The 13,586-nt window shown below is 43.2% G+C and carries 14 protein-coding genes and 1 riboswitch; all 14 genes read left to right on the forward strand.

Features of this window, described 5'->3' with window-relative positions; translation table 11 throughout:
- Positions 1 to 144: 144 nt before the first annotated feature.
- Entirely contained in the window at positions 145 to 516 is a 372-nt protein-coding gene (locus NIE32_RS06260) for an iron chaperone (RefSeq protein ID WP_253053982.1), read from the forward strand.
- Positions 517 to 667: 151 nt separating this feature from the next.
- Positions 668 to 815, forward strand: a riboswitch (cyclic di-AMP (ydaO/yuaA leader).
- Positions 816 to 1,081: 266 nt separating this feature from the next.
- On the forward strand, positions 1,082 to 3,115 hold the full coding sequence (locus NIE32_RS06265) for a KUP/HAK/KT family potassium transporter (RefSeq protein ID WP_253053984.1): 2,034 nt from the start codon (positions 1,082 to 1,084) through the stop codon (positions 3,113 to 3,115).
- 176 nt (positions 3,116 to 3,291) lie between these two features.
- The gene (locus NIE32_RS06270; RefSeq protein ID WP_253053986.1) at positions 3,292 to 3,621 is read left to right on the forward strand and encodes an ArsR/SmtB family transcription factor; all 330 of its coding nucleotides are present in this window, start codon (positions 3,292 to 3,294) and stop codon (positions 3,619 to 3,621) included.
- A gap of 59 nt (positions 3,622 to 3,680) precedes the next feature.
- The gene (gene arsC, locus NIE32_RS06275; RefSeq protein WP_253053988.1) at positions 3,681 to 4,112 is read left to right on the forward strand and encodes an arsenate reductase (thioredoxin); all 432 of its coding nucleotides are present in this window, start codon (positions 3,681 to 3,683) and stop codon (positions 4,110 to 4,112) included.
- Between the two features lie 7 nt (positions 4,113 to 4,119).
- Positions 4,120 to 4,332 (forward strand): hypothetical protein, encoded by a 213-nt coding sequence (locus tag NIE32_RS06280; protein WP_253053990.1) that lies wholly within the window; start codon positions 4,120 to 4,122, stop codon positions 4,330 to 4,332.
- Positions 4,333 to 4,424: 92 nt separating this feature from the next.
- Positions 4,425 to 5,720 (forward strand): arsenic transporter, encoded by a 1,296-nt coding sequence (locus tag NIE32_RS06285; RefSeq protein WP_253053992.1) that lies wholly within the window; start codon positions 4,425 to 4,427, stop codon positions 5,718 to 5,720.
- Between the two features lie 412 nt (positions 5,721 to 6,132).
- Positions 6,133 to 6,942 (forward strand): pyrroline-5-carboxylate reductase family protein, encoded by an 810-nt coding sequence (locus tag NIE32_RS06290; RefSeq protein ID WP_253053994.1) that lies wholly within the window; start codon positions 6,133 to 6,135, stop codon positions 6,940 to 6,942.
- Positions 6,943 to 6,945: 3 nt separating this feature from the next.
- A complete protein-coding gene (locus tag NIE32_RS06295) occupies positions 6,946 to 7,716 on the forward strand; it encodes a VOC family protein (protein WP_253053996.1) in 771 nt (256 codons plus the stop codon).
- A gap of 14 nt (positions 7,717 to 7,730) precedes the next feature.
- Entirely contained in the window at positions 7,731 to 8,612 is an 882-nt protein-coding gene (locus NIE32_RS06300) for a transporter substrate-binding domain-containing protein (RefSeq protein WP_253053998.1), read from the forward strand.
- Between the two features lie 30 nt (positions 8,613 to 8,642).
- Positions 8,643 to 9,341 (forward strand): amino acid ABC transporter permease, encoded by a 699-nt coding sequence (locus NIE32_RS06305; protein WP_253054000.1) that lies wholly within the window; start codon positions 8,643 to 8,645, stop codon positions 9,339 to 9,341.
- A gap of 14 nt (positions 9,342 to 9,355) precedes the next feature.
- Entirely contained in the window at positions 9,356 to 10,171 is an 816-nt protein-coding gene (locus tag NIE32_RS06310; protein ID WP_253054002.1) for an amino acid ABC transporter permease, read from the forward strand.
- A complete protein-coding gene (locus NIE32_RS06315) occupies positions 10,137 to 10,877 on the forward strand; it encodes an amino acid ABC transporter ATP-binding protein (protein ID WP_253054004.1) in 741 nt (246 codons plus the stop codon). Before NIE32_RS06310 ends, NIE32_RS06315 begins: the two co-directional genes overlap by 35 nt.
- Before the next feature lie 878 nt (positions 10,878 to 11,755).
- Positions 11,756 to 12,499 (forward strand): SDR family NAD(P)-dependent oxidoreductase, encoded by a 744-nt coding sequence (locus NIE32_RS06320; protein WP_253054006.1) that lies wholly within the window; start codon positions 11,756 to 11,758, stop codon positions 12,497 to 12,499.
- A gap of 32 nt (positions 12,500 to 12,531) precedes the next feature.
- A complete protein-coding gene (locus NIE32_RS06325) occupies positions 12,532 to 13,536 on the forward strand; it encodes a uroporphyrinogen decarboxylase family protein (RefSeq protein WP_253054008.1) in 1,005 nt (334 codons plus the stop codon).
- The last annotated feature ends 50 nt before the right edge of the window (positions 13,537 to 13,586 follow it).

The following is a 13,586-nucleotide window of genomic DNA, read 5'->3' on the forward strand; positions in this document are numbered from 1 at the left end:
TTTCAGCCCTATTGTTAGGATAGACATCTCCAAAATACGCTATAATTAATAGAATGAATGGATCATGTTCGAAATCATAGTGTCATTAACTAGGTTTGAGGAGTAGCTCTTAATCAAATCATTCATTCTTTAGGAGGGACTACCATGGATGTTTTTGCAGACTTTTTGGCGCGTATTGATAACCCCGACCGGCGCAAACGAACGGAAGAAATTTTGGTGTGGGTTGCGCATAAATTTCCAAATTTGGACCCGCAAATCAAGTGGAATCAACCTATGTTTACCGATCATGGCACATTTATCGTTGGCTTTTCCACAGCGAAGCATCATTTGAGCGTTTCACCTGAAGAAGTAGGGATAATGCACTTTGCCGAGGACATTGCACAAGCGGGTTATAGTGCTACCAAAGGATTGTTTCGGATTCCGTGGGCTGAGCCGGTAAATTACGAATTACTTGAGAAAATAATTACGTTTACTATCTCGGATAAGGCGGACTGTTCAACTTTTTGGCGAAAATAGAAACATAGGACCATGAAGTGTTTAAGAAATGTTAGCCAAACTCTAGTACAAACCAAGATCAGGATTAAAGCCTCTTAAAAGAACATCTAGAGTTCATCTATTCTCTTTACAGAGGGGAAATCCAAGCGTATAATTGCTTCAAAATTGAATGATTCTTTATTCGCTGAATTCGTAAGGAGCGGGGGAACCAATACTGTGATGACCAGCATCACTTGGGGTGAATCCTTTGACTTAGGGACGGGCTACTCTCATGGTCCGAATCCGACAGCTAACCTCGTAAGCGTTAGGAGAGAGGACGTGAACGAATGATCGAAAAATAATTCGACCACAAGGTGGATCCTCTGTGGTCTTTTTGCTGTCTAGATTTTTCGTTGATAGGTATTCACCCTAATTAAGGACTTTACCTAAGTAATAATCTTAACGTTCATGTACTAGAATCAACCGTATCCCAAAAATATAAAAAGATTCAAACCGCTCTTATTATGTTCTAAATAGGTCAGTCATCAGCTGTTCATTTAACGAGATTGAAAGACTAAAATTTTCAAAGAGGAGTTCAGTAAAGATTATGGATAATAAAACGAACCAACGCTTGTCGCTTGGCGGCATGTTGGTTACTTTGGGTATTGTCTATGGCGATATTGGTACTTCACCGCTATACGTAATGAATGCAATTATATCTGATGCTGGAAAAATGCAGGATACGATTCCTGAATATATTATTGGTTCCGCGTCGTTAATCTTTTGGACGTTGATGATCATTACAACCGTAAAATATGTATTCATCGCGATGCGTGCAGATAACAATCATGAAGGCGGCATTTTTGCTTTGTATGCATTAATTCGCAATCGCGCCCGCTGGTTGATCTTTCCTGCACTCATAGGTGGCGCTGCGCTTTTAGCAGATGGAACGTTAACGCCAGCGGTGTCTGTAACCTCAGCGATTGAAGGCCTAAAAGGGCAACATCTTGGCCCGATTGAATTCAGCAACAATCAACTCGTTGTCGTTCTTGTTGTGACAGCGATTTTATTAGGGGTTTTCTTGATTCAACATTTTGGAACAGCTATTATTGGACGTTCATTTGGGCCAATCATGCTTCTATGGTTCATTTTTATCGGCGTTACAGGTTTTATGAGTATGTTAACACATTTGGAAATTTTAAAAGCATTTTCTCCTTACTATGCCATTCAATTTTTATTTAGTCCGGTTAATAAAGCGGGACTGTTTATTCTGGGGAGCGTATTTCTAGCAACTACCGGAGCAGAAGCACTTTACTCGGACATGGGTCACGTCGGAAGGAAAAATATTTATGGAAGCTGGCCTTTTGTGTATCTTATGCTGACACTCAGTTATTTAGGTCAGGGTGCATGGGTGATCGGCCATTACCAGGATGCTGCTTATCGTAACCTTTTAAATGTCAATCCTTTTTATGAGATGCTACCGGAACAAATAAGATTATTTGCGATTGTCATTGCTACTTTAGCAGCGATTATTGCTTCCCAAGCGTTGATCACCGGCAGTTATACATTGGTGAATGAAGCGATTGGTTTAAAATTTCTGCCTCGAATGTTGATTAAACGCCCGAGCAATATTCGGAATCAAATGTATATCCCCACCGTAAATTGGTTTTTGTGCATCATAACCTTGGGTATTGTTTGGTTGTTTCAAACCTCACAGCACATGGAAGCGGCTTATGGATTGGCCATCACCATAACGATGCTGATGACGACGCTACTGTTATTTGAATTTATCAAAGATAAGATTAATCAATGGGCTGCTCTTGGGATGGTTCTGTTTTTTGGCATCATTGAAGTGCTCTTCCTGACGGCGAGTCTCGTCAAGTTTGCTCATGGAGGCTATTTAACGCTTTTCATTACCCTCGTAATCCTTTTTGTTATGGTCGTTTGGTACTTCGGTAATAAGCTGCGTGAGAACTATGAACGAACGAGTGAATATGTTTCTTTGATGGACTATAGGAAACAGTTAATTCAACTCAGCAACGATAGTACAGAGCTCCTTTACGCAACGAACCTCGTCTATATGACCAAAGTCGGACCCCATTACAGTATTAAAAGGAAAGTCCTGTATTCAATTCTAGACAAGCGACCGAAACGGGCGAAAGTGTATTGGTTTGTAACGGTCAATGAAACCGATGCTCCATATGAAAGCCAATATACGGTAGATATGCTGGGTACACGTAATATCATCAATGTACAGCTCTATCTCGGTTTTAAAAATGCACAACATGTGAATGTTTATGTCCGGCAGATCGTGAATGATCTTATTGATCAAAAGGTCATAGATTCACAATATCCTAAATATACAACGCTTAAAAATAGACGCGTCGGTGATTTTAAATTCGTCATCACAATGGAGCAGTTGATGGATTTAGCGACCGACCCAAAGATGAGTCGCTGGGATCGTTTACTGATCGGTGGACGTATTTTTCTGCAAAACATCACAACTTCTCCTGCAATTTGGTACGGTTTGAAATTCAGTGAAGTTGTTGAAGAGCCCATCCCATTAATGCTCTATGATCCTGAAATTTTGCGCCTAAATCAAAAAGAAATACGCCATGCAGTGAAAGACACGGATCAATAATACACCCATCAATGAAAAATAAAAAAATAGGCTACATGCGTGAAAGTTAGCCGAAAAACGAGTGGGATTTTTTCCGCTCGTTTTTTTATAAGGAAGGAACGATTATGAAGACTTGATTCGATTAATATAAGTGTATAATAATATAAGTGAACGAGAATATAAACGGAGGTAAATATATGTCCTTTGAGATTAGCGATGTCACAACGATCTCTTCGACACTCAAGCTGCTTGGTGATCGAACACGGTTAACGATCCTATCTCTTTTGAACCATCAGGAATTATGTGTCTGTGAATTAGTTGACTTATTAACTGTTTCTCAGCCGGCAATGAGCCAGCATCTTAAAAAACTTCGCCTTGCAGGACTTATTCGGGAACGGAAACAGGGGACCTGGGTGTATTACAGCTTAAATGAGGAGATTCCTCACTATGTGTCTGTAATCATTGATGCTCTTCCGGATCAAAAGATCGAAACATGCAGAAATCCGCAGTGTTGCGCATCTGAGTGATCTTATAGTATGTCTGAAGAATGGGATGTACAGAACAAGAAAAGGAAGGGAATGCAAACATGACAAAAAAATTGATTTACTTTCTTTGCACGGGAAACTCCTGCAGAAGCCAGATGGCTGAAGGGTTCGGGAAAAAATATCTAGGAGCAGATTATGATGTGCGTTCGGCCGGTATTGAGGCCCATGGATTAAATCCGAATGCGGTGAAAGCGATGCAAGAAGTCGGTATTGATATAGCTACACAAACGTCAAAGCTTATTAATTCGGATCTTTTAAATCGTGCTTATCTAGTGGTGACGCTTTGTGGTGATGCAAAAGATCGCTGTCCGATGACACCGCCGCATGTGAGAAGAGAACATTGGGGATTTGATGATCCGGCAAAGGCTGAGGGAACGGATGAAGAAAAATGGGCAGTATTTCAACGTGTTCGTGATGGCATTGGTAAGCGCATCCAAAAATTTGTAGCGGAAGAAAAGGCATTGAACCTTTAAATAGGAGATGAATCCAATTGAGGCTGAACGTCTGGCTGCTGATCTGAGGAGAGCAGGAATTGCACCAACATGGTGGATCGTAAACCAAAGTTTGATCATGACAGATACCGCTCATCCGTTACTTAAAAAGCGTGCGGAAAACGAACGCGTTTGGATTGAACGGGTGGAAAAAGATTCAAACCATCAGTTTGCTGTTATTCCATGGCAAAAAAGAGAGTAACCAAGCCGCTCAAAAAAGCATAAAAGAGCATTTCTACTCCATTTTATTGTTTTATTTGACTTAATCTTTGTAGGAGAATAGGTGAACCGACGATGTCTGCAATTTTAGCTTTATTAGTCTTTTTACTCACGCTGACGCTCGTGATTTGGCAGCCGAAAAATCTATCGATCGGCTGGTCGGCATGCGGAGGCGCACTGATCGCACTGCTTGTCGGTGTGGTTCATATTCATGATGTCTGGACGGTAACCGGCATTATCTGGAATGCCACGCTTGCCTTTGTAGCAATTATCATCATTTCATTAATTTTAGATCATATTGGCTTCTTTGAATGGGCAGCGCTGCACATGGCTCGCTTGGCCAATGGGCATGGCATTCGTATGTTCCTTTTAATTTCGATTCTCGGCGCTTTCATCTCGGCCCTTTTTGCCAATGATGGCGGGGCGTTAATTCTGACGCCGATTGTTTTAGCAATGGTTCGGGCTTTGAAATTTGAGGAACAACGTGTGTTTCCTTTTGTGATTGCCAGCGGATTTATTGCCGATACGACCTCTTTGCCTTTAGTAGTTAGTAACCTAGTAAACATTGTTTCCGCTGATTTTTTTGGTATTTCATTTGGACGCTATGCACTACATATGATGATTCCAACACTCTTTTCACTAATTATGAGTATTGTTGTACTCTATCTCTATTTTCGTAAAGGCTGGCCACAACACTACCAACCATCTGATTTGAAGAAGCCGTCATTAGCACTGAAGGATATCCGCATGTTTCATCTTTCATGGTTTGTTCTAGCCGCCTTGGTGATTGGCTATTTTGTCAGCAGCCTCGCTAAGATCCCAGTGTCCTTTGTTGCACTCGGTGTTGCATTTATATTCTTATTCCTTGGAAGTCGGAGTTCTGCCATTCATACCAAAACCATTCTAAAAAGCGCCCCATGGAGTATCGTATTCTTTTCATTAGGCATGTACGTTGTCGTCTATGGACTAAGAAACGCAGGAATTATTCATCTGCTCTCTCAAGTCATTGAAGCGGGCGCGCATGGTGGGTTGTTCTTCGGCACACTCATCATGGGTTTTCTTTCTGCTATTTTGTCGGCCCTTATGAACAATTTGCCGACTGTCATGATCAACGCATTGTCTATTGATGCGACCTCAATCACTGGAGTCATGCATCACGCACTCGTTTATGCGAATGTAGTCGGTGCTGATCTTGGCCCGAAGATGACCCCGATTGGTTCACTGGCTACCTTACTATGGCTTCACGTGCTCTCTGAAAAAGGGGTTAAGATCCGATGGGGAGAATACTTTAGAATCGGCATTGTGATCACTATTCCGGTTCTGTTTGTCACACTGGTTGGTGTTTATTTATCCATCCTTATCTTTGGCTAAAATAAATTAGGGTAAGAAAGAAGTTAACTTAATCATATAAACGGGAACCGATCGTCATGAGAAGAAAAACTCATCGATCGGTTCTTTGCATGCTTAGAACTATCAAAGCAATAAAAGCAGTTACTTCATTATGGATGAGCTACCTAGGAGTAGAGAGCGGCTCGTGATCGTACCAAAACACTAAACGTATTCGGTAATTTTTTCTTCTAAATTGGGGAATACGTAGAGGGGAAACGTATGCCGATTAATGGATGTAAAATATGAGTTGACAGTCAAAAAACATACTATTAATATAGGATTTATAATTTTAATTTGATATAACGATTTTTCAGGTTAAACAATTAATAATAATAAAGTCAATTCTCAAATACTTAACTATTTTTTCCTTATCAAAATGGGGGTTAGAAAAATTATGACGAAATCATTGTATGCCATTGGTGGCGGCCAAATGGTTGAGGCGATTATTCGTGCATCGCTGAAAAATCAAGCGATATCAGCTGAGACAACGCATGTTGTCGACATCAGTACGGATCGGTTGAACTATTTAACAAGCACATATCATCTTTCAACGAGTCGTGAACTTCAAGCCAACGCGCTTCAGGAAGCAGATTTAATTTTGCTCGGCGTTCGACCACAAGATGATTGGGCAGGTATTTCTAAGCAGATTGGTGCAAGTGGCCAAAAGAAAACGCTAATCTCTATTGTTGCTGGGGTCACCATCGAGCAATTGACAGACGCAATCGGAGATGAAAATTATCCTGTTGTTCGTATTATCCCGAACACACTTACAGATACGGGATTCGGCGTTTCCGGAGCAGCGCTGAACGCGGCAGCGAAGCAAGAGGATGTGGAGGAATTTCTCAAGAGTTTTGGAAAAGTCGATTACATTCCTGAAAAACAAATTGATATCTATACGGGTTATGCAATTGCCGGACCTAATTATGTATACAACTTTTATCTAGCCCTAACAAATGCCGGGGTACTCGGCGGCTTGTCGAGAAAACAAGCAAATGAAATCGCACTTGAAAACTTGCAAGGCGCGGCGAAAATGCTGGAGATTACGGGTAAGCACCCCTATGAATTGCTGGACATCAACAATTCGGCTGGCGGCGTCGGCATCACTGCTCAGCATGAGCTGGATGCCAGTGACTTTGCAGCGGGTGTCCAGAATGCGGTATTGGCAGCGATCAAACGGACGACAGAATTGGGAAAGGAGGGTTAAAGAATGGCCGTTTTGAATTGGGATCACACCATGATCAATGTTCGAGATGTTGATGAGGCTGCCAAGTTTTTCGGTGATCATGGCATAGTCTTTGTACGCGGCGGCCGTCATGAACGATGGGGCACTGAAAATGCCTTAGGTTATTTTGGTTTGAATTATATTGAGCTTCTTTCCGTCTACGATAATGATCGAGTAAAGCACTTTTCCCGTGCCGATGCTTCTGCCGTCTATGACGCAGTTCAAGATTACAATCGGAACGTACAGCGGATTAATACAATTGCGATCCGTACGACAGATATTAAAGAAACACATGATCGTTTGAAAAAAGCTGGAATAAACGTTGGCACAGTGGAAGAGGGTCAGCGTTTGGATGAACAGGGACACCTGATCACCTGGTCGATTTTCTTCATTGACGACACCATTGACGGGTTGCCCTATCCGTTCTTTATTCAATGGCAAGGCAGCGACCAAGAGCGCAAACAAAAACTTATCGAACAAGGCTTAATCGTACAACATCCTGCTGGAGATCTAGGAGTTCGGCAAGCCGTTTTCCATGTTCCGGATCCGGAAAAAGTTGCTGAAATCTGGGGAGAATTAGTGGAAAGCAGTCCTGAGCAAACAGATATCGGTTACCAGGTTCCATTAGGCGACCGGCAATTGATCTTTAAGCAGGGTACAGAGAACCACGTCGTCCAACTGACTTTTGAAGGCGCAGGCGATCAATTAAAAAAACAAGAATTAACGCTTGATCACATAAAGTTTTCATTTAACTAAGGGGGAGCAATATCATGAAAAAATTGGATAAGATTATTATTGGCATTGTAGCAGTAGTTGTTATTGTTTTTGCAGGCATTTACTTTATTGGAAACCATGGTTCAAATAAAGCGCAATCTTCTGGGAAGGCTAGCTCGAACAAACCAACGGTGATCAAAGTAGCTTATGCAACCACGAACTTCCCGATTACTTATCAAAACAGCAAGAAGCAGGGCGACGGTTATGACGTTGCGGTGATGCGTGAAGTCGATAAACTGTTGCCTCAGTACAAATTCGACTATGTAGGCACCAGTGACGATGACGTGCTCATCGGTGTAAAAAGTGACAAGTATCAAGTCGGCGTGAAGAATGTGTTCTACACTGCAGACCGTGCTAAGACCTATCTTTATCCAAAGAACTATTTAGGTGTGAGTGACTCCGGATTTGTTGTCCGGACAAAAGACAAGGATAAGTTCGGTGGTTTAGCTAAGTTGGCAAATAATAAAGGTAAGTTGGTTCCAATCGCTCCGCAAAACGGACAATACGCAGTAATTGCTGATTATAACAAGACACATAATCCTAAGATTGATCTAGGTAGTGCCGATACGTTTGTCGTTTCAGATGCTTTGAAATGGGTCAATGAAGGCCGTTATGATGCCTTCTTCGCAATCCGTCCGATGTATGAAGCGAATGTTGAAAAGAAAAACGGTGCCAATGCGGATTTGAAAGGCAAGCTCACCTATGTGACATTGGGTGGAATCAAGACGTACCCACTGTTTAATAAGGATCAGAAAGCATTAGCCGCAGCTTATGACAAGGCGATTAAGAAGGTTATCGACTCTGGCAAGGCTGCACAACTCTCTGAAAAATATTTTGGTCAGGATAACTTCAAGCTGTTGAATAAGCCGTTTAAATAAGTTGAGCAAATAAAAGATGAGGTTATGTAAATGGAGAACATTAAATTAATCATTAATTTCTTAGGTCAACTGCTACCAGCCATTAACATTACCTTAATTGTATCGGTATCCTCGATTGTATTGGGAAGTCTGCTGGGTTTAGGCCTGGCAGCTGCCAAACAAAGTGAATCGGCTATTTTGCGAGTGTTTGCCTCGATCTACGTGAGTGTGATTCGGGCAACGCCGTCAATCATCATGATCTTCGTCGTGTATTATGGAATGCCGCTCTTTTTTAGTGCCTGGTTCCATATAAACATTGAGGGCTGGAACCGCATGTACTTTGTCATCATTGCGTTAACGCTGCTGTTTTCAGCACCGGTTTCAGAAATTATGCGTTCAGCCTATGGATCGGTTTCCAAGGGGCAAACAGAGGCCGGATTAATGGTCGGTATGACGCCGTTCCAGACTTTTTACCGGATCGTCTTGCCGCAGGCATTTGTTGTCGCACTACCGAACTTTGCAAATTCAGTCATTAACCTAATGAAAGAAGGCGCACTGACCTTCACGATCGGGGTTGTTGATATGGTGGCAAAGGCGCAGATGATTGTGGCGAATAATTCCGGTGGCTATGCTTGGCAGACCTATTGTGCTTTGGCATTGATTTACTGGGTCATTTCATTGGCTATTGACAAAGGCGTGACCTTGGTTGAGAAATCCTATCAGGCAAAAAGAAAAACGATTGCCGCTTAAGGGGAGCATCTTAAATGTCATTAAATACAGATTTTATGGTTAAAGTGGCCCATACGGCCATTCAGGGTGTCCCCGTCACGCTGCAAATTGTGCTCGTTGCATTATTGATTTCATTGCCGGTCGGCTGCCTATTTGCTTTAATCAGAATTTATCGGATCAAGGGCTTGGAACAAATCGTTAAGTTGTATGTATCATTTGTCAGAGGAACGCCGATCATTGCGCAGATTTTGATTGTCTACAGTGCGTTTCCGAGCTTACTGAATATGATCATCGGCAAAGCTGCATTCAGCATTAATCCAATCTATTATGCTTATATTGTCTTCACATTGAACAGTATTGCAACCCTGACGGAGGTGTTCCGTTCCGCTTTGCAGACAGTTGATAAAGGGCAACTTGAAGCGGGTTTGATGGTCGGGATGAGGCCCCGTCAAATTTTTTGGCGGATCATTTTGCCTCAAGCATTAATTTCAGCATTGCCAAACATTACGAATGCAACCTTATATCTGATGAAAAATTCTTCTTTAGCGTTTATTATGTCTGTTAAAGATATTACTGCGATCGCGAAAACTGAGGCAGCTTTCAACTATAATTTTCTGGAAGCTTATTTGGTGGTTTGGGTTTACTATCTGATTATCTGTTATAGTGCTGAAGTGATTTTCTATCTACTCGAACGCTACTTCAGCAAATATCGGAGATCTACGAAGAAAACGACGTACTTCAACTGGCAGCCTTTTAGCATCAAACAGCCGAATGTGTCAGCGGAAGCAGAGTTAACAGAAAGCGGGAGGGGCGATCATGCTCAAAATAGAAGGATTAAGAAAAAGCTATGATGGCAATGAAATTCTAAAGGGTATCAGCGTGGATGTAAGCAAGGGGGACGTGATCTCGATCATCGGACCCAGCGGTTCCGGGAAAACGACACTTTTGCGCAACATGACCACGTTAGAACAGGCAGATGGCGGACACATTCAATTTGCCGATGTCGATAAAGATTTTCAAAAATTAAGCAGCAAAGACATTCAGACGATTCGCCGCAATGTCGGGTTTGTTTTTCAAAACTATAACCTTTTTAATAATAAAACAGCTTTGCAGAACATCACGGAAGGGTTGATCGTAGCCCGCAAAGTGAATAAAAGCGAGGCTAAAAAAATTGCTCTAGAGGCACTGGAACGTGTCGGACTGTCGGATCGCCAGAACCACTATCCATCACAGCTCTCCGGTGGTCAGCAGCAGCGGGTAGGAATTGCCCGTGCAGTGGCCTTGAATCCGAAAGTTATCTTCTTTGATGAGCCGACCTCAGCACTGGATCCGGAACTTGTCGGGGAAGTTCTTAAAGTCATGCGGGATTTGGCTGAATCCGGGACGACGATGGTAGTTGTCACCCATCAGATGAATTTTGCACGCAACGTTTCCAATAAAGTTATTTTTATGGCAGATGGGCACATTGTCGAGCAAGGATCGCCGGAATCTATTTTTGAACATCCTTCAGAAAAGAGGACTCAAGAATTCCTGACCGATATCTTGGCGAATGTGTAAGGTATTAAAGGAGTGGGGAGACCGGGCTTAGCCCGGTTTTTCTTAACAAGATAAGAAAGTATAAAATTGGGGGCTTGCTGATAGGTGCCCCCTCAATAAATTAAGTTCAGGACACGGAAGCGCGAGACGCCTGCGGGAGTGCAGGCCAGGGGAGACCCCGCAGATGACGGTTGATCGAGGAGGCTCCCGGACTGCCCGCGGCAAGCGAGCAGCTAAAGTGTCATTCAAGACAAGAGTGATGATTCAAAGCCGCATAGGAGTAACAGCAAAGGACTAGGCTTAGCCTGGTTTTTCTAAGAAAAGATAAAAATGGGCTTAGGGTTCATGTCAGCGACAGCGATGTTAACGTAAAAAAGTTCTGATTCAGACACGGAAGCGCGAGACGCCTGCGGGAGTGCAGGCCAGGGGAGACCCCGCAGATAACGGTTGATCGAGGAGGCTCCCGGACTGCCCGCGGCAAGCGAGCAGCTAAAGTGTCATTCAAGCACAAGAGTGATGATTCAAAGCCGCATAGGGTAACCGGAAAGGACTAGGCTTAGCCTGGTTTTTCTAAGAAAAGATAAAAATGGGCTTAGGGTTCATGTCAGCGATGTTAACGTAAAAAAGTTCTGATTCAAACACGGAAGCGCGAGACGCCTGCGGGCGTGCAGGCCAGGGGAGACCCCGCAGATGACGTTTGATCGAGGAGGCTCCCGGATTGCCCGCGGCAAGCGAGCAGCTGAAGTGTCATTCAAGCACAAGAGTGATGATTCAAAGCCGCATAGGAGTAACCGGAAAGGACTAGGCTTAGCCTGGTTTTTATGAAAAACGTTGGTGATCCGGGTTATTCATTTAATAATTCGATGCAGTTTAAACTAGTTTAGAAGGAGACATAACACGTGGCAAACGAACAAAAACATGTGATCGTAACCGGTGCAAGCAGCGGCATCGGACGCGCATCCGCAATCGCATTGGCACAGCGGGGTTATACCGTCCATTTGATTGGTCGGAATGCAGAGCGCTTGGCTGATGTTCAAGCAAAGACAACGATTAACGGTATACAAAGCCAGACTTATCAACTGGAGTTGACGGATCAGGCAGCGGTTAAACAAACGTTTGATGAGATTTATCTGAAAACCAGCAGAATTGATGGGTTAGTGAACGCAGCAGGTATTTTCTATACAACGGATGTCTTAGATTACAACGATCCATCTTGGGAAGAAATCATGAATGTCAACTACTACGGTACACTTTATCCGAGTCTGGCCCTGTTGCCGAAACTGTTTGACCAAGGTTTTGGCAGTATTGTAAACGTCACTTCAGTGGATGCATTTGACGGAATCTTGAATTATGGTGCGTATGCAGCTTCAAAAGGCGCAGTGACCAGTCTGACTAAAACGCTGGCACTCGAGGGCGCTTCTAAAAATGTACGCGTAAACGCGGTTGTGCCAGGTATTACGGATACGGAAATGACCCATGAACGCATTCTGGAGAACATTGAAAAATACCGTAAAAAAGTGCCGATGCAGCGTGCAGCCCAGGCTACTGAAGTTGCGCAGCCGATTGCTTTCTTGATTTCTAATGATTCCAGCTACATTACCGGTCAAAGTCTCCATGTCAATGGCGGCTGGCGGTTGGCTTAAACGAAACCAATGGATAGGTGCAGGTGATTCAAGTGGCAGAAAACAAACATCAAATTCTCTTAGATACATTGGATAATAAACCGACATACCGGGTATTGGCGAGTTTCTGGCATCACTTTTTGCAAGATGAGCGGCAGCAAGTCTTTGGTTATCGGGATCAAGCCTCGATCGACAATGTGATTAAGCTTCAGCAGAGGTACTACGATACCCATCATCCGGATTATACCAAGATTATGAGTGACAATTTCTTTTTACACCCGAGCGTAATTGACAACGCGTTTGAGACGCCGGCAGACCTGAAAAAAATTCAGCACATTGAACCGCATGATCCGTGGATCACACGTCAAGTGGCTGCGATTAAGTCGATTGTTGATCATTATCAGGGTGAGATCGGGAGCTTTTACAACATCTTCTCCCCATGGTACCAATTACGTCTACGTTTTGAGATCTTAGATAACGATCCTGGAAAGATCTATCGGCTGTTTAAAGCGGATCCGCAGGCGGTTGCTGAAGCATTTGATCTTCTTGCGGATGATTTAATTGTGCTTACTACAAAGTTGATTAAAACGTCCGGGATCGACGGCATCTACCTGTGTGTACAGCAGCCCCAGGATTCGGTCATCAGCACTAAGGAATGGCAAACATATATTCAACCAAGCGAAGTAAAATTGTTGCGTGCGGTTCAAAATGTTCATGATTACAATATGGTACACATCTGCGGTTTTGCCGGCAAACATAATCGATTGGGCGATTACAAGGATTATCCGGCGAAAGTTTTCAGCTGGGCTTCATACGTTGAACAGGTTTCCTTGAAGGAAGGAAAGGAACTCTTTGGCGGCCGTGCTGTGATGGGCGGTTTCGATAATACGGAAAACGGTGTTTATTACAGGGGTACTAAAGAGGAAATTCAGGCAGAAACGAAACGGCTGCTCGAAGAAAACGGACAGCAGGGTATTCTTCTCGGCGGCGATTGCAGTATTCCGTTTGACACGGATGACTCGCGTGCTAAGTGGATCAGTGAAGCTGCGAACGATTGAGTTTTCATGGAATTAACATTGAGAAAAGTGATCGATCAAGGGCTCACATC

The organism is Sporolactobacillus kofuensis, from assembly GCF_024125425.1.
In the GTDB taxonomy this organism is placed as follows: domain Bacteria; phylum Bacillota; class Bacilli; order Bacillales; family Sporolactobacillaceae; genus Sporolactobacillus; species Sporolactobacillus kofuensis.

What these genes read in the sequence shown, in the direction of transcription:
- NIE32_RS06260 (WP_253053982.1), top strand. Translation starts at nt 145, where the DNA reads ATGGATGTTTTTGCAGACTTTTTGGCGCGTATTGATAACCCCGACCGG.
- NIE32_RS06265 (WP_253053984.1), top strand. Translation starts at nt 1,082, where the DNA reads ATGGATAATAAAACGAACCAACGCTTGTCGCTTGGCGGCATGTTGGTT.
- NIE32_RS06270 (WP_253053986.1), top strand. Translation starts at nt 3,292, where the DNA reads ATGTCCTTTGAGATTAGCGATGTCACAACGATCTCTTCGACACTCAAG.
- arsC (WP_253053988.1), top strand. Translation starts at nt 3,681, where the DNA reads ATGACAAAAAAATTGATTTACTTTCTTTGCACGGGAAACTCCTGCAGA.
- NIE32_RS06280 (WP_253053990.1), top strand. Translation starts at nt 4,120, where the DNA reads ATGAATCCAATTGAGGCTGAACGTCTGGCTGCTGATCTGAGGAGAGCA.
- NIE32_RS06285 (WP_253053992.1), top strand. Translation starts at nt 4,425, where the DNA reads ATGTCTGCAATTTTAGCTTTATTAGTCTTTTTACTCACGCTGACGCTC.
- NIE32_RS06290 (WP_253053994.1), top strand. Translation starts at nt 6,133, where the DNA reads ATGACGAAATCATTGTATGCCATTGGTGGCGGCCAAATGGTTGAGGCG.
- NIE32_RS06295 (WP_253053996.1), top strand. Translation starts at nt 6,946, where the DNA reads ATGGCCGTTTTGAATTGGGATCACACCATGATCAATGTTCGAGATGTT.
- NIE32_RS06300 (WP_253053998.1), top strand. Translation starts at nt 7,731, where the DNA reads ATGAAAAAATTGGATAAGATTATTATTGGCATTGTAGCAGTAGTTGTT.
- NIE32_RS06305 (WP_253054000.1), top strand. Translation starts at nt 8,643, where the DNA reads ATGGAGAACATTAAATTAATCATTAATTTCTTAGGTCAACTGCTACCA.
- NIE32_RS06310 (WP_253054002.1), top strand. Translation starts at nt 9,356, where the DNA reads ATGTCATTAAATACAGATTTTATGGTTAAAGTGGCCCATACGGCCATT.
- NIE32_RS06315 (WP_253054004.1), top strand. Translation starts at nt 10,137, where the DNA reads ATGCTCAAAATAGAAGGATTAAGAAAAAGCTATGATGGCAATGAAATT.